The organism is Paenibacillus sp. 481 (assembly GCF_021223605.1).
Taxonomy (GTDB): Bacteria; Bacillota; Bacilli; order Paenibacillales; family Paenibacillaceae; genus Paenibacillus_B.
In genome coordinates, this window is sequence record NZ_CP075175.1 from 1,402,984 (window position 1) to 1,418,464 (window position 15,481).

At 46.9% G+C, this 15,481-nt stretch carries 19 protein-coding genes and 1 other annotated feature; of the genes, 7 read left to right on the forward strand and 12 right to left on the reverse strand.

Translation table 11 applies throughout. The features are described 5' to 3' along the window. Positions 1-18: 18 nt before the first annotated feature. Positions 19-1,287 carry a transglutaminase-like domain-containing protein gene (locus tag KIK04_RS05980; RefSeq protein ID WP_232277385.1) on the reverse strand — a complete coding sequence of 423 codons (1,269 nt, stop codon included), beginning with the start codon at positions 1,285-1,287 and terminating at the stop codon, positions 19-21. Beyond that, a complete protein-coding gene (locus KIK04_RS05985) occupies positions 1,284-1,715 on the reverse strand; it encodes an ATPase (protein ID WP_232277386.1) in 432 nt (143 codons plus the stop codon). Before KIK04_RS05985 ends, KIK04_RS05980 begins: the two co-directional genes overlap by 4 nt. A gap of 159 nt (positions 1,716-1,874) precedes the next feature. Here KIK04_RS05985 and KIK04_RS05990 point away from each other — a divergent pair, with 159 nt between their 5' ends. The 3 genes from KIK04_RS05990 (at position 1,875) to KIK04_RS06000 (ending at position 3,841) form a co-directional block, all read left to right on the forward strand. Then, entirely contained in the window at positions 1,875-3,044 is a 1,170-nt protein-coding gene (locus KIK04_RS05990) for an MFS transporter (protein ID WP_232277387.1), read from the forward strand. 130 nt (positions 3,045-3,174) lie between these two features. Next, positions 3,175-3,336, forward strand: a complete 162-nt coding sequence (locus KIK04_RS24390) for a sporulation protein YjcZ (RefSeq protein ID WP_442951160.1) — start codon at positions 3,175-3,177, stop codon at positions 3,334-3,336. 151 nt (positions 3,337-3,487) lie between these two features. Continuing rightward, complete coding sequence (locus KIK04_RS06000) at positions 3,488-3,841, forward strand: toprim domain-containing protein (RefSeq protein ID WP_232277388.1); 354 nt, start codon at positions 3,488-3,490, stop codon at positions 3,839-3,841. Between the two features lie 22 nt (positions 3,842-3,863). Here the strand turns inward: KIK04_RS06000 and KIK04_RS06005 are convergent, their stop codons facing one another. The 3 genes from KIK04_RS06005 to KIK04_RS06015 form a co-directional block, all read right to left on the reverse strand. Next, positions 3,864-4,484, reverse strand: a complete 621-nt coding sequence (locus KIK04_RS06005; RefSeq protein ID WP_232277389.1) for an SCO family protein — start codon at positions 4,482-4,484, stop codon at positions 3,864-3,866. A 41-nt stretch (positions 4,485-4,525) separates the two neighbouring features. Continuing rightward, positions 4,526-5,455: a heme o synthase gene (gene cyoE, locus KIK04_RS06010; RefSeq protein ID WP_232277390.1), complete on the reverse strand. Its 930-nt coding sequence runs from the start codon at positions 5,453-5,455 to the stop codon at positions 4,526-4,528. 201 nt (positions 5,456-5,656) lie between these two features. Further along, positions 5,657-5,947: a hypothetical protein gene (locus KIK04_RS06015; protein WP_232277391.1), complete on the reverse strand. Its 291-nt coding sequence runs from the start codon at positions 5,945-5,947 to the stop codon at positions 5,657-5,659. 91 nt (positions 5,948-6,038) lie between these two features. On the opposite strand from KIK04_RS06015, the gene KIK04_RS06020 reads away from it, so the two are divergent. Then, positions 6,039-7,022 carry a metal-dependent hydrolase gene (locus KIK04_RS06020; RefSeq protein ID WP_232277392.1) on the forward strand — a complete coding sequence of 328 codons (984 nt, stop codon included), beginning with the start codon at positions 6,039-6,041 and terminating at the stop codon, positions 7,020-7,022. Between the two features lie 88 nt (positions 7,023-7,110). Here the strand turns inward: KIK04_RS06020 and KIK04_RS06025 are convergent, their stop codons facing one another. Beyond that, positions 7,111-7,614, reverse strand: coding sequence for a VanZ family protein (locus KIK04_RS06025; protein ID WP_232277393.1), 504 nt, complete (start codon positions 7,612-7,614; stop codon positions 7,111-7,113). 174 nt (positions 7,615-7,788) lie between these two features. Beyond that, positions 7,789-8,010, reverse strand: coding sequence for an alpha/beta-type small acid-soluble spore protein (locus tag KIK04_RS06030; RefSeq protein WP_232277394.1), 222 nt, complete (start codon positions 8,008-8,010; stop codon positions 7,789-7,791). Between the two features lie 148 nt (positions 8,011-8,158). Here KIK04_RS06030 and KIK04_RS06035 point away from each other — a divergent pair, with 148 nt between their 5' ends. Continuing rightward, the gene (locus tag KIK04_RS06035) at positions 8,159-8,362 is read left to right on the forward strand and encodes a hypothetical protein (protein WP_332330002.1); all 204 of its coding nucleotides are present in this window, start codon (positions 8,159-8,161) and stop codon (positions 8,360-8,362) included. A 160-nt stretch (positions 8,363-8,522) separates the two neighbouring features. Here KIK04_RS06035 and trpS read toward each other — a convergent pair whose 3' ends face one another. Together trpS and KIK04_RS06045 are read right to left on the reverse strand one after the other, a co-directional pair. Continuing rightward, a complete protein-coding gene (gene trpS / locus KIK04_RS06040) occupies positions 8,523-9,509 on the reverse strand; it encodes a tryptophan--tRNA ligase (protein ID WP_232277395.1) in 987 nt (328 codons plus the stop codon). Then, on the reverse strand, positions 9,457-9,792 hold the full coding sequence (locus KIK04_RS06045; protein WP_232277396.1) for a hypothetical protein: 336 nt from the start codon (positions 9,790-9,792) through the stop codon (positions 9,457-9,459). The genes trpS and KIK04_RS06045 overlap by 53 nt, the downstream gene beginning before the upstream one ends. A 21-nt stretch (positions 9,793-9,813) precedes the next feature. Further along, positions 9,814-10,140: a binding site (T-box leader), on the reverse strand. A 122-nt stretch (positions 10,141-10,262) separates the two neighbouring features. On the opposite strand from KIK04_RS06045, the gene KIK04_RS06050 reads away from it, so the two are divergent. Together KIK04_RS06050 and KIK04_RS06055 are read left to right on the forward strand one after the other, a co-directional pair. Further along, positions 10,263-11,237 carry an aldose 1-epimerase gene (locus KIK04_RS06050; protein WP_232277397.1) on the forward strand — a complete coding sequence of 325 codons (975 nt, stop codon included), beginning with the start codon at positions 10,263-10,265 and terminating at the stop codon, positions 11,235-11,237. A 166-nt stretch (positions 11,238-11,403) separates the two neighbouring features. After that, a complete protein-coding gene (locus KIK04_RS06055) occupies positions 11,404-11,637 on the forward strand; it encodes an alpha/beta-type small acid-soluble spore protein (RefSeq protein WP_232277398.1) in 234 nt (77 codons plus the stop codon). A 130-nt stretch (positions 11,638-11,767) separates the two neighbouring features. Here KIK04_RS06055 and KIK04_RS06060 read toward each other — a convergent pair whose 3' ends face one another. The 3 genes from KIK04_RS06060 to KIK04_RS06070 all read right to left on the reverse strand — a co-directional run bounded on the left by KIK04_RS06060 (position 11,768) and on the right by KIK04_RS06070 (position 15,466). Then, the gene (locus tag KIK04_RS06060) at positions 11,768-12,172 is read right to left on the reverse strand and encodes an O-methyltransferase (RefSeq protein WP_232277399.1); all 405 of its coding nucleotides are present in this window, start codon (positions 12,170-12,172) and stop codon (positions 11,768-11,770) included. A gap of 261 nt (positions 12,173-12,433) precedes the next feature. Next, complete coding sequence (locus tag KIK04_RS06065; RefSeq protein ID WP_232277400.1) at positions 12,434-13,618, reverse strand: MFS transporter; 1,185 nt, start codon at positions 13,616-13,618, stop codon at positions 12,434-12,436. 57 nt (positions 13,619-13,675) lie between these two features. Continuing rightward, positions 13,676-15,466, reverse strand: coding sequence for a M3 family oligoendopeptidase (locus KIK04_RS06070; RefSeq protein WP_232277401.1), 1,791 nt, complete (start codon positions 15,464-15,466; stop codon positions 13,676-13,678). Positions 15,467-15,481 lie beyond the last annotated feature (15 nt).

Genomic DNA, 15,481 nt, shown 5'->3' on the forward strand with positions numbered 1-15,481 from the left:
TTTTTCATGTTTATGTTCTCAGTCTAGATTCGCCTCCGGCAGCAGCTTGTTCGGGATGTGCGTATCCGCAAAACGCGGCGGGTTAAACCAGTTGCCCGTACTCGCCCAAGTTGCATCAAGCGGCACCCATTTGCCTAGTTCACCTAGCCATACTTCGTTCCACGCATGCGGGCCGTACCCACCTTTGCCGTCATATCCCAATCCCGTGATCACACGCACGTCTAGACCGACGGCACGCGCCATGACAGCGTAGAGTCGCGCATAATCAATGCAGACGCCTTCGCGCGTAGCAAATGTGTCCTGCGGCGTTTGCTCCTTCCATATACGCTTCGACTCATATTGGCGCACCTTGTCCCAGTCATAGCTTACGCGTGAGCCGACCCAATCATAGAGCAGCTTCGCTCGCTGCTCATCCGTACGCGCATTTTTCGTGATTTGTACGGCTGCACCTTCAATATGCGACGGAATCTGATTATCGATCACTTCATATTTGCGCTGCATCAGCGCACTAAGCTCACGCTCTGCCTCATGAGTGAACATCGGCAACCGCTGTGTTAAATACGATCCGATCAGCGGTTCAACCACTTGCTCTGCACCAGCACGGTAAGGCTTAGAGGCTTGAATCATCTCGCTTGCTGCTGAATGAGGCTGAAGCGTCACGTATGCCAGCAGCACCGTGATGACAATAAGCGCACGAACCATTCCGAGCATCCCGCCCAGTATAGCCCCGATGAATCGGCTGATCGCACGTGTAAAGAAACGGCCTTCACGCTGACGGTATGCCGCTGACCCTGTCCCTGCTCCCGTTCCGCTTCCTGTCCCTGCACCAGCCACACCCTTTACACGAGTCCCGCTAACTGAATGCGGGTTCGTCTGCATAAACAGCGGCACCCGATGAAGAACAAAGTCCATCAGCCAGATGAACAGCAAACGTACAAGAACATATACAAGCACAAACAGCAGGGCGACACGCCACAACGCTAAATCACGTAAGCTCAGTACGATCGTGTAGTAGGTCTGCTCAAGCCAAGATAATTGGCTACCAGGCAGCTCGATTTGCCGTTGTACAAGCCAACGCTGGACGATTGGGGACAACCACGCAGCCACCTTAAACGAAATAAACAATGACAATAACGTTACAACAGACTCGATAACAAAAAAGAAGAGGTGCCGCATCGAGCTCGCAGCGCCCCTCTTCCCTCCTCGCAGCACGGATACAAGGACGATGGCAGCTAAACCTATCGTCACCACATTTATGTTATCCACACGTTCTATCCATGCTGTCATTTGTTCTGCTTCGCCGTCTGAATAAACTCGCGTACGGCCTCATTCAGTTCCCATTCACCGAGTGACACGCCACCGAACGTTACTCCCACTTTGCCGCTGTTCGGTTTTCCCGTCAACTCCAAGCTAGACGTTGAAATCGTATATGTGCCATTCTCATTTGCGGTAAATTTAGCTTTTTCAGCTTCTTCAACCATAGCCTGAATCGCTTGCTCTTTTAACTTCTGCACGGTTTCGTCTTTAACCGTAGTGACAACTTGATTCACATCATCCCACGTAAAGCCGCCATATACAGCAACTGCTGCAATGATAACGACGACCAACGCCCATTTAATCATCGTCTTCACGAAGCTAACGACTACAAAGAGCACAATAAGAGCAATTAAGAAGAACAGCCAATTTTCCTTTAAGTATTCAAACCACATTTCCATCTCTATCACCTACTACCCTTTCTTAAAAAATAGTATACAACATCATCCATAGCATTCCCACATTTCACACCGGATAGAAGCACAGTGTCATAGTTAAAGTACTAAGTTCGTCCCTTACAACGTACAAGTATACCATAGCAATATTGGAGGTGACCTTGCTTGCGCTCTGTGCTGTGGCTGTACTTATTTTTGTTTGTTGCTTTCTTTGATTTACACGCACAATATCCAATCCTAACACCATTCGCGATTTCGATTGGGGCTGCACCGTCCTTTATCGGGCTCATGATGGGCATATATTCGTTTACCCATCTGCCTGGAAACATTATGGCAGGCTACGGTGTTGATCGATTTGGCAGCCGCATCTTCATCGTAACGAGCTTAATGGGTGCTGGTGTCATTATGATCCTGCAATCCTATGTAACGAACCCTTGGCAGCTGCTGGCGCTGCGCTCAGTCAGCGGCTTTGTTCTCGCCTTTTTATCACCGGCGTGCTTAGCCTTGCTTGCACGTTACGCTCGCGACCAAGTCCATCAAAGCAAGCTCATGGCTGGCAACGGGCTTATTCATACACTAGCATCGGTCGTATCACCCGCTGTGGGTGCTTATCTTGTCGCCAAAGTCGGGTTCGCGATGGCGTTCCAAGCTTTAGGCTGGGGCCTCGTCGTCATTGGCGCCCTCGCCATTTATATGATTCCAGAGCCAGCGCCAGTTGCACAAGCAACCCCCGCAGAATCAGCGGCGGCAGCTGACAAAAGCGCTGAAGCAGCGCTCGCTACGTCCGTACCGTGGCGCTTTTACTTGCTGCCGCTGGCTATCGCTTGCTCGCAAGGCATTTTATTTTTTGAGCTGCCACTAGTAGGCGATGCCTTACAATCCATTATGAAGACAGGGATGTTGTTCTCTGCCATTAGCTTAGGTGCTCTACTCACCCTTAGTCTTCTCTTTCTAAATCATTATCCGGCTTATTTCCGGACTTGGTCAGGAGCCTTTGTGCTGTCTTTGTTATTTTTCTGCTTAGCCATTCAATGGCCTGTCCCTCTGCTGGTGACTTTGTTTATGATCGGGATGACAAAAGGCATTATATTGCCCGCTTTATCCGCACATTTATTGCAATTAAGCGGCGGTCAGCGCTATGGTCGTATTTTTTCCATCCTATCCATCGCCTTTTCGATCGGTTCATTTTTAGGTCCGGTAATCGCGGGGCAGCTTCGAACCGTGATCTCACCCTACTTTATCGCCTTTCTCGTTCTGATGAGCGCCATTACACTGTTGCCAGCACGGGTACCTTTTCAACCACAGCCGTTGAAACCATCGCATCGCAGCACCTAGTATGGCATTTACATTTACCCGGGCGATCAACCATCTTACAGCAATATAGGTAAATGCACAGCGCAACATCACCCCCCCGTCATAGTATACATTGTGTCAAACGACTATTCACGAAAGCGTGGTGAACCTAGTGGGACAATGTTTTAACCCATGTGGCGGCGGAGGTCCAGTTCCTACACCTTATGTTGGTGGAGTTAGCGGTTACGGTGGTGGTGGCTGGGGAGGCTTCAGCTTCATTCTCGTACTCTTCATTTTGCTCGTAATCATTATATGCGCTTGCGGTAAGTACTAAGTCTCATCTCGCTCTCTCCTTATGCGGCTTGCTATTAGCAAGCCGCTCTTTGTTTGATTACGAGCCTTGCCATTGCATCGTGCGCAACGTTCCGTTACATTTGTGGTACACTACCCACATAGCCTACTTCATACTCAGGATGGTGAATCACATGGACATAGTTATTATTGTTGAAGGCAAAAATGACCGCAGTCGCTTGCGGCGACTCGTTAATGAGCACGTATACATCGTTTGTACGTACGGTACTTTAAGTACAGATCGAACAGAATCGCTACTTCGAGAAGTAGGTAGCCTGCCTGTCTATTTATTTATGGATAACGATGCTTCTGGCAAAAAAATTCGCGGAGTGCTAAGAGACGCGTTTCCTGACGCGGAGCATATATATACGAGACGAGGATATGCAGGTGTAGAAGGCACTCCAGACGAGTACCTTGTGCAAATGTTAGAAAAGGCAGGGCTAGAGGAGTATGTGATATACCCCGATCTAACCCCGCCTCTTGCCTAATTGCAGCTTGTGGTTGTAACCATTATTTGATAATGCTCATAACATCTTTTACAATGCTCTCCGCCATCTGTGTTGGCGTAATGCTCACATCGTTAGCATTAATCAACTTACGAATTCGACCGTCCTGATCCACGAGCGTCACGTAGTTGGTATGCGTAAAGTTTCCGTCCTTGTCCTTAATCACTTTACTTCCGTTCTCGTCCATCATGTTCGCCGTTGCAGCTTCGTCGCCGCGCAAGAAGTACCAGCCAGATAAGTCAGCTTTGTTCTTTTGCGACCACTCTTGCAACCTTTCGAGCGAATCGCGCTTCGGATCAAATGTAATGGAGACGATGTTGACATCCGTGCCAAAAACGCCCTTTTCCTTCAGCATGTCTTGCACTTGAGACAACATAAACGTTGTTGGTGGGCAGACGTCCGGACAGCTTGCAAAATAATAATAGAACAATTTCGCTTTGCCGTTCATGTCTTGCAGTGTAACCGTCTTTCCATCTACATTTTGCATCGAGAAGTCAGCAGCTTTCTTAATGACCGGTAACTCCGGTGTGCGAGGCCAATACAAATAGGCTGCCACTGCTGCAAAAATGACAACTAGTGTCATTAAAAAAATAGGTAATGGATAACGTTTTGCGAATTGTGCCATCTTATAGTCCCCCATTTTTCGCTAACCGTTTATTATTTTTATTACTTACCTGTCGTATCTAAAATTAAAATAGCAAGTTGCAGCAACAGCACCGTGATGGACACCAAGAAGTTCTTTTTCGCCCACGCTGTCGTATCCTCCGCCTTAAAACCAGTCGTAATATGGTACAGCCAGTACAAATTAATCACAGTTCCTGCAATCGCATAAATGATGCCGACATACCCGTAACCATAAAACAGCCACGACAAGGGCAACAAACACGCAACATAAGGAAGCATCTGCCACTGCGTACGTCTAATCCCTTTCACTACGGGCAGCAATGGATAGCTAGCGGCACGGTATTCCTCCACTCGCCAAATCCCCAAAGCCCAGAAATGCGGCGGCTGCCAGAAAAATATTAGAGCAAAACATAATACGGCTCCAATATCGACCTGATTACTTACTGCAACGTAACCGATCACAGGCGGCATTGAGCCCGAGATAGCGCCTACTGAGGTACTCCATGTTGAGGAGCGCTTTAACCACAATGTGTAAATAACGACATAAACGAATACACCAACTACTCCGAACAAACCTGCAAGCGGATTAACAAGTAAAAATAGGACAGCAAGCCCTACGATCCCTAGCGCGATTGCGTACATCAGAACAACATAAGGCTGTAATCGTCCTGAAGGTAACGCACGATTACGTGTCCGTTCCATTTTCAAGTCGAAGTCGCGATCGAGATAGTTATTAAAAACAGTCGAGGATGCCATTGTAAGTGTGGTGCCGATAAGCATCCACAGCAAGGTCATCCAAGGAATGTCCCATTTGGCTGCCACCCAGAAGCCCGCAAACGCTGCCATTAAGTTGGAGCGTATAATTCCAGGCTTCGTTAACAGAATAAGCTCCCTCAATAATCCGGACCGCATCGGTTCCGGTGAAACTATAACGGAATCTGAAGGAGCCCGATAGCTGATCTGTTTTTCCACGTGACCCGTTCCTCCTTGTTGTGTTCAAAAAAACATGCAGAAAATCCACTCCGATTGTCCTGCTGTATTTTTAATCATAGCAAAAATGCCCAACGCGTGACAATGACCCCGCAAATCGTTCATCAATTTGACAACCGATTGCATACGAATTGATGCCGTTTTGTTCACACATCTGACATTTTTAAAAAAATAATGTCGATCTTATATGCTGTTGAGCTGCTGGAACTCCCAAATATGTAGCTTGGACTTCCCACCTGGAATGCAGGCAGTCACCTGATCCCACTCGCTCGTTTCTTCTAATCTTAATGTTTTTATACGTATGTAATCCTCAGAGGTCGTATTCAGCCATTGTTCGACAAAGACGTTCGGCTGATCCGTTCCTTCATACCATAGAACATCTTGCTTATATTGAAGCAACTGTTTCATGATGCTCAAATACGACTCTCGTTGCTCCGGATTGATCCGATATTCAACAAACACGATTCGACTCATCCTCTATGTCTTCCTCTCTTTATTTATTTAACCCCCGTCATAATTTGGAACAATATCGCTCACAATACACTATGTAGGAGGTGTTGTAAAGGTGGACACCGGAACCCATTTTGTCGTCGGTCTCGGTCTGGCGGGTTTATCGCAAATCGACCCTGTTGTGGCTACACATTCCGCCACGGCTGGGGCTGTATTTCTGGGCGTCATACTAGGCTCGCAAGCTCCGGACTTTGATACGGCGCTCCGTTTAAAAAGCAACACGCTCTATGTTAGACACCATCGTGGCTTCTCACACTCCATTCCGATGCTGTTCGTATGGACATTGCTCATCGCTGGCGTACTAACATGGGCGTTTGCAGGCTCATCCTTTCTCCATGTAGCGGGCTGGACGGGGCTAGCCGTCTGTTTGCACGTATTTATGGATATGTTCAACACATACGGCACACAAGCTGCTCGCCCTTTTTCAGAGCGCTGGATTTCGTGGAACATTATCTCCATATTCGACCCGTTTATTTTTGTAACCCATGTAACTGCGGTTGCACTGTGGGTGTTCGGACTAGCGGCACCGCGCATTATTTTTCCGACGTTGTACCTGTTACTTGCCGTTTATTACGTATGGCGGACGCTCGCACATCGCCATTTATTGCGCAAGCTACCCACGTTGGATGCGGAATTCCGTGCTGGTGAGACGTATACGTTAATTCCGACCGTGTCCATGACGAACTGGAACATCGTTAAACATTGTCATAACGGCGCATTTCGGATCGGAAACTTGAAACAGCGGAATTTGCAATGGTTTGAAACGGCAAAATGCGATCAGCACCCAGCCGTCGAGGCATCTAAACAGCATTCATGTGTGCAAGCGCTGCTCTATTTCACTAGGTACGCTTGTGCAACTGTGCAAGAAACGGATTACGGCTATGCTGTACGCTGGGTCGATGTGCGTTATCGCCATCGCAAACAATATCCGTTTGTCGCCGTCGTATTGATGAATAAGCGTTACGACACGCTCGATTATTATATTGGCTGGATTAGCAATGAAAAAATGCAGCAGCGATATGGATTAGAAATGAAATAAGGGATGGCATCATGCCATCCCTTTTTCACATATTCGTGTACAGAACAGGGTGATAAGCCTGTGTGATACGCTTAAATTTAAGTTTGTATTATTGAGACGAGTGCATGCTAACAGGGGTGGACGACGAATGTAAGCCGAGCTTATTTGCCAGCCATTTTCCAAGCATAAATCCGCAAAGACCACCGATACTGTTCAAAATAATATCATCAATATCAAATACACCGATCTGGGACAAACCTTGAATAAATTCAACACCGATAATGATGCTGAGCAAAAATAAGGCAAACACAATAAAGCGATTCCAACATTTCCACAACAAAGGCAAGCATACACCAAACGGGAAAAATAAAAGCAAGTTGCCGTATAAATTTTTGTAGGCAAATTGTTTCTGGACTAAAATGTATCTCTCTATTGTTCGAAACGGTGTTAAATTAGAGCGGATATGTGAGAAGTCGTTCCATAGCCACTGCTCATAATCGAGCAGTACTGATGCACCTTCGCGGAACAACAGCAATTTAGCGATAATAGCGAGATAAATAAAAAAACTGGATACTAATAGCCTGCGCAGCCAACGATTGCTTACTTGATACATCCCCATTTCTCCAAACTAAACATTATGTATTCCTTTATGTTACCACTGTTAATGAAGAAATGAAAATTTATGAGTGTATGAATGAGTATGCATACGTATCGTTAGGCTCATTTTCGGAAATTAAAAAAGCTGTTCCGCGCGCAGGAACAGCTTTTTGTGTGGTTTGCTATAAAATTAGCGTCCAGCACCGCCGGACAACGATTGCTCGGCAATTTGGACAAGTCGCTTCGTAATAAAGCCTCCGATGGAGCCAGTATCACGAGTCGTATAGTTGCCATAGTAGCCATCTTGCGGAATTGGGATACCCAATTCCTGAGCAATTTCATACTTCAATTGCTGCAGGGCAGCAGTTGCTTGTGGAACAACCAAGTTATTCGAACGAGATTGATTGGACATAAAAGAAAATCTCCCTTCACAATGGCGGTTCTAATTGTTGCTGCAAGCTTGCAAACTTATTTTATCCGTTTCGCAACATGTTATACTAAAGAAAACGCCATCATCAGAAAATGTAAGGGAATGTCCTAATCGCAGTGAAGGAGAGATCATGATGAGTAAAGGGTTAGCCCTTTGGTTTGCTTGCTCGACAATCGTACTACTAACAGCGCTGTCGATAACGATTAGCCACAATGGCTGGCTTGCGTTGTTGTTCGGTGTGCTCGCCTTTTGCAACACTGGCTTCGGATTTGCCGTTAAGGCAAAACAGCGCAGGCGCGCAGAAGCACAAGCGCAAAGTCAAGAACAGGCCTAAAAGGATGAGGTTACATACATGGAGTGCTTGCCGACTTCATGAGCGACGTGTCGCAAAGTAAGGGTGCAGCATGGTACCTTTTCAGACCACTTGCACCCTTACATTCACTCTACGTCTTGCATCTATAAGCTTCGTTAAGCGAGTTCTTCGTACACGCAGCTTAACGCGGCATTACAAAGCCCATGCGACGCTTCACTTCATCAAGCGTTTGTTGCGCAGCCGCTTGGGCACGCTCCGCGCCACTTTTCAATACATCGTGCAGTTCGCCAGATTTGCGAACCTCGTGATAACGCGCTTGCAGCGGTTCAATGAATGATGCTACTTGCTCTGCCAAGTCCTTTTTAAATGGCCCGTACATTTGGCCATCATATTTAGCTTCGATTTCAGCAATACTTAAGTCGGAAGTATGTGCATAAATGCTCATCAAGTTGCTAATTTCCGGCTTATTAATTGGATCGTACTTAACGACAGCTTCCATATCCGTCTTCGCACGGCTAATCTTTTTGCGGATAACGGCTGGATCATCAAGTAAAGCGATCAAGCTGCCGGCAACCGCGCTGCTCTTGCTCATTTTTTTGGATGCATCGTCCAACGACATAATGCGCGCGCCTACTTCTGGAATGTATGGCTGCGGAACCGTGAAGAAGTCCCCGAAGCGATGATTGAAACGATTCGCCAAGTCGCGTGTCAATTCCAAGTGCTGCTTCTGGTCATCGCCAACCGGAATAAGGTCTGCGTTATAAATTAAAATATCAGCTGCCATGAGTGCCGGATATACGAACAAGCCTGCGCCAACCGAATCTTTGCCCTCTGACTTATCTTTAAACTGCGTCATGCGCTCCAACTCGCCCATATAACTGATCGTCGTCATCAACCAGCCGAGTTCTGCGTGCTGTGGTACATGCGACTGCATAAAGATAGCTGCCTTGTTCGGATCAATACCTGCGGCAAGATACAGGGCAGCAACTTGCTCTGACTGCTCATGCAAAGCTGCCGGCTCTTGCGCCACGGTTATAGCATGAAGGTCGACGATCATAAAAAAGCATTCATGGTCGTGCTGCAACTTCACAAAGTTCTGCATCGCTCCAATGTAATTACCAATCGTAAGCTGTCCACTTGGTTGAATACCAGACAATACTCTTTTCATGTTCATAACACTCCTTCAACAATTTATGATGTGCTTGCCTCAGCGTTGTGCGCTGTGCGTTGTGCGCTGTGCGTTGTGCGCTGTGCGTTGTGCGCTGTGCGTTGTGCGCTGTGCGTTGTGCGCTGTGCGTTGTGCGCTGTGCGTTGTGCGCTGTGCGTTGTGCGCTGTGCGTTGTGCGCTGTGCGTTGTGCGCTGTGCGTTGTGCGCTGTGCGCTGTGCGCTGTGCATCGAGCACACAACCTGCACATGCAACGCCAGCAAAGCCAAAACAACGTAAAAACAACGCAAAAAAGGCCTCTCTCCCAAAAGGGACGAAAGACCGTGGTACCACCCTCATTTGCTCACAGAACCACTTCTACACATTGTACATGCATACGTACGTGCAGTAGGTTGCATCCCAATAAACATTCATGCACACCTATTCTGTGAACCTCTAACCCTTTAACGCAGGGATACGGCTAACCATACTTGCATCGACAGCTCGTTCTCGTTCAACCTGAACAAACTTACCGCTTGCGTTCCTGTTCGCACTCCAAGGTCCATTCAGTCTTCGTATCCGCACCGATTCGCACCATCCATCGGCTCTCTGCAGCATCAAGCGAAGCTTACTTGTCCTTATCATCGTTTTCATTCGATTTGTGTTAGGCATTAGAATAACGAACTACATTCATTTTGTCAAATATTTGTTGCAGCACGATATGACACAGCTTAATCGTTCTGGTATCATTAAAGCAAAAAAAGGAGCTAAACCATATGTATCAGGTAACAAAAGGACAATGGAACGGCTACGAAACGATTATTTTGCATAGCGAAAAATTAGAGGCTACAGTGCTACCCGGCCTAGGCAATAATGTTATTCGCCTCTGGGATAAGATTGCGGAGCGTGAAGTGCTCCGCACGCCAGCAGAGCAAGATCTTGATTACTATATGACGAAGCCATATCACTTCGGAATTCCGATGCTAATGCCTCCTGGACGTATTCGTCGTGGACGTTTTACGTATGCAGGTGTGCAGTATCAATTCGACCAAAATACAGCGAATGACAACCACATCCACGGTCTGCACCGCACGCAAGCTTGGACAGTAACAGCAACCGAAACGACAGATACACATAGTGCCGTTACTTGTGTGTTCAACACAGCTGACGACGCTGATTGGATGCGTCAATACCCAACCCCACTACAACTCACGATGACGATGACCTTATCCAACGGTACGCTAACACAAGCTTTAACAGTGACCAATAAAGGCGAGCAGCCTGCGCCATTCGGCTTCGGCACGCACACTTGGCTGCAAATTGATGGCGAACCTGAGCGCTGGACCGTTAAGGTACCTGTAACAGGTATTTACGAGCTAGACGAAGAGCTAATTACGACTGGAACAACGGCACCTCTGGGCCAATATGAGCAGCTCATTAACGGTATGAACTTGAAAGGCACCGATTTTGATACGGTGTTTAGCAAAGGAGAGCACAAACCAGAAGCTTTATTAACGCGTGATGACGGCTACACGATCCGCTATTCAGGCAACGAGCCGTACTTTAAACACTGGGTGCTGTATACGCGCGGTGTCGCAGAAGAAATCATTTGTATCGAGCCGTACACTTGGCTGACTGACGCACCAAATTTACCATTTGACGATGAAACGACCGGTCTTATCGATTTGAAACCTAACGAGCCGGTTACGCTTGTGTTGGACTTAAGCGTTCAACATGCTGAACAGAACTAACTAATCAGCAACCCGCAACGATCCACTCACATGTTCATATCGTCATTCAAAATGCCAAGCGGAATCCAATTCCGACTTGGCATTATTTACATGACCTCACCTTAACCTTTCCTCGCATATTTCCACTCTATCGACCCATAATAACTATCACAAGGAGGTGAACAACATGCCTAACCAACAAGGTGGTAGCCGTTCGAACAACTTGGTTGTTCCACAAGCGACTGCAGCATTGCAACAATTGAAATATGAAATTGCGCAAGAGCTAGGTATTCCTATTCCGCAAGACGGATACTACGGAAACTACACTACGCGCGATACAGGTTCTATCGGTGGTTTCATTACGAAGCGCCTCGTCCAAATTGCAGAGCAGCAATTAGCAGGTGGCCGCTCTAGTCGTTAATCGCCAAACCTATTCGTGTCCATCTATACTTAGTATTAGCTAATGGCAAAGAAGCTCCCAACGTATTTACGCTGCGAGCTTCTTCGTTTTTATGCAATGGCGACTGAATATGTATGTAAATAGCGTGAGTTTAGCTTGCTCTAGGCATCTGTCGATAACTTGGAAGTTGTTCATTTTCAAGCATATGAACTAAATTGTAGTTGGATTCAAACCAAATATGAACCATCATGGAGCCTTTTTTTACGGAAAAGTCGAACGAAATCTCGCCGTGTGTCCATTTCTTCTTCCGTTTCAACACGTCAATGGCCATTTGCCGCAGCGTCGAAACATGTAGTCTGCTCAGGCCCTCTGGAATAGGTTTCATAACTCCATCACGACACTCTAGAGCATCGTGCTTGACTCCGAATTTACCGATAACATCATTTCGAATACATACGACAATTGTTCCACCCGAAAGACCAATTAACTCTGACTCCAGCTCTTCCATAACAAGACTCAGCTGTCTTGCTAAAGGCAAATGACTAACTTTACCCACAACATCCCTCCAACTAAATACAAAATCCATATAATAGAATTAAATGGCTCATATCCCCATTATAAGATCGTTTATACTTTCATTCAACACAAATTTACAAAATCCCCCTCAAAATATCATATTTTTTTCCGTTTATCCGACAGGATTCTTCATGAATCATTCTAAATGTTCTACTGTTCCACAGGCCCTCTAACGAATGACCTGCAACATGCAAAAAAGCGGCCCCGTTATGGGACCGCTTGTCTTATACCTTAAACTTAACTATTTCGCGTTAGGCATTAACTTTTCAGACGCTTTTTCACGGAAGAATCGCCATATCAAGAAACCGACTGCACCTAGTGCTGCACACACTGCGCCAAACAAATACATCGCAGTACCGCCATATGCTTCTTGAAGCGCTCCACCCGCTGCTCCGCCTGCCAAACCAGCCAAGCCTAGGAACACCATACCAAGCAAAGCTTGGCCTGTTGCTGCCAATTGCTGTGGCAACACGTTCGACACGAATTCAATCGCCACAACCCAGAGTGCCACATACGTAAATGCATGGGCAAATTGCAAGGCGATAACGACCCATGGATCGGTTACGAATGCATATAGCAACCATCTACCTACGTACAAGAACGATACGACGGTCAGCATCACCAACATCCGATCGCGACGCATAATACGTCCCATTACAGCAAAGCCAATAATTTCACTTAAGCCTGCTACAGCCCATGCCCAAGATACTTGGGCAGTGGAAGCACCAAGATCACTCAAATGAAGCGACAGCAAACCGTCGTTCATCCGGTGCGGCATGGCCACTAGAAAAATCAAACCGAAGAAGATCAGCAAGGACGGCATGCTAAGTGCTTGACGAACAACTTTCCAGCTTATAGCAGGTTCCGTTCCGGCTGTAGGTTCAACCTTCGGCTCTTTAAGTAAGAACATACCGATAAGCAGACCGCCCCAAATCGGCAAGTACATCCACATTAACGAGTCAACGCCGCCCCACAGGTCAAAATATTGACCAAGCACGAGCGCTGTAATCGTGAAACCAACCGAGCCCCACAGTCGAATATCACTGTAGGACGTGTTGGCAGCTGCGGCTGTTTTGACCGATAGCGTATCTAAGAGCGTTACTGCTGGCAAGAAGCAAATATAGAGCACGAGCAAGCTAACAGCAGCCATCATACGTCCCGTGGACAAGAATAAGCATGCAGCCGCAAGCCCTTTCGCAATCCACAAGCCGTACAGCAGCGGCTTCGTAGCCTTAATTCGATCACTCCATACGCCTACGATCGGCTGCGCGAACATAGCCAAAAACGGCCCCAGCATAAGTAATGTTCCGACTTCTAGCGAGTCAAATCCCCGATCACTTAGTAACAGTGGCAAATAAGGGATTAACAGCGCATTTGTCGAATAAAATAAAGCGGTAAACAATTTCAATAAACCATTTGACGTCAAAACAAACTTCCTCTCTACTCACATATCCGAACTTATTATATCTATATTTGAATATGGTTACTCTGTCATTTTTAAGAACTGATCCACGTCTTGCAACGTAACATCAATTGCACTCTGCCAGAAATCTGGCTTCGTTAAATCAACGCCTAGATGCTTCTGCGCCAGATCCTCAACCGTCATGCTGCCCGTATCGCGCAAGAGCGCGTCATACTTGTCCGCAAACGATGCGCCCTCTTCAAGCGCACGTGCGTATAAGCCTGTACTGAACAAGTAGCCGAACGTGTAAGGGAAGTTGTAGAACGCAACATTTGTAATATAAAAATGAAGCTTCGACGCCCAGAAATGCGGGTGTACGGAACCAAGCGCTCCACAGTATGCTTCCTGTTGCGCTTCTTCCATCAACTGACACAGTTGATCCGTTGTCAGTAGACCTGATTTACGCTGCTCATAGAACCGCGTTTCGAACAAGAAACGTGCATGAATGTTCATGTAGAATGCGATGGAGCGCTGAATTTTGTCTTCAAGCAACGCCAATTTCTCCTGCTCATCCTTCGCTTCTTTAACAGCCGAATCAGACACGATCATTTCAGCGAACGTAGAAGCGGTTTCCGCAACGTTCATCGCATACTTTTTGCTAAACGGAGGCAGATCCTCCATTACATATGTATGATATCCGTGTCCAAGTTCATGCGCCAACGTCGAGACATTGCTAGGCGTGCCTGCATAAGTCATAAAAATACGAGACTGACCGCTAACTGGCATCGACGTACAGAACCCGCCTGGGCGCTTGCCTGGGCGATCTTCCACTTCGATCCAATCGTTGTCAAATGCATGCTCTGTATAGTCAGCCAGCTTGGAGCTGAACTTACGGAATTGCTCGACGATAAAGCTTGCGCCCTCATCGTAAGAAATAGTAGCTTGTGTGCTGCCAAGTGGCGCATCAACATCGCACCAAGAAAGCTTTTCAACACCAAGCAGCTTCGCTTTGCGCTCCAAGTATTTCACGAATGCAGGCTTGTTGCGTACAATCGTGTCCCACATTGCATCCAACGTTGCTTGCGACATGCGATTATAATCGAGCGGCTCTTTCAATACATTTTCCCAGCCACGATGCTCGTACAACTTCAATCGGAAGCCCGCGATGCGATTAAGCGCATCTGCACAGAAATCCGCTTTCTCACTCCATGCTTCTTCCCACTGCTCGAACACACGCTCACGCACTTCACGGCTCGGACTAGACAACTTGTTGTGCGCTTGTCCAGCCGACAACTGCGTTACCTTGCCATCTTCTTCGTGATCAATGCGAATGTGAGAAACAATCGTATTGTACAACTGGCCCCAGCCATGGTAGCCATCAATTGCTAAGTCGCCAGCAAGTGCTTCTTGCTCTGGTGGCAGCTTTTCCTGTGCTTCCTTGCGACGTTCCGTCAGATTAAAGGCGATATCTGCAATGTCAGGCAATGCTAAGAAAGTATTCCATACATCGTCCGGCATTTGACGGACAAGTTCACTATAATTCGTACTCACCGTAAGCAAGCTTGCACTAATCGACTGCACACGGCCGTGTAATTGCACGGCTTTCTTATCTTTTGTATTCGCTGCACACAGGCAGGAAATAAACGATGAGGCCTCACCTAAACGTACAAACACATCTTGTAATTGCTGCGTGATATGTACAAGCGAATTTGTCGCTTCAACTGATTGCGGAGACTCTGTTTCGCTTACAAGAGTTCCTAGCGCTGCTAATTGTTGTTCAACTTCAGCCAAAAATTGTTGCAAAGCCTCAGAATCGGAACCACCTGCAAAAAACACTTCCAAGTCCCAAGTTTGGTTTAACGGATGTTTCATGCTACACACACCTTT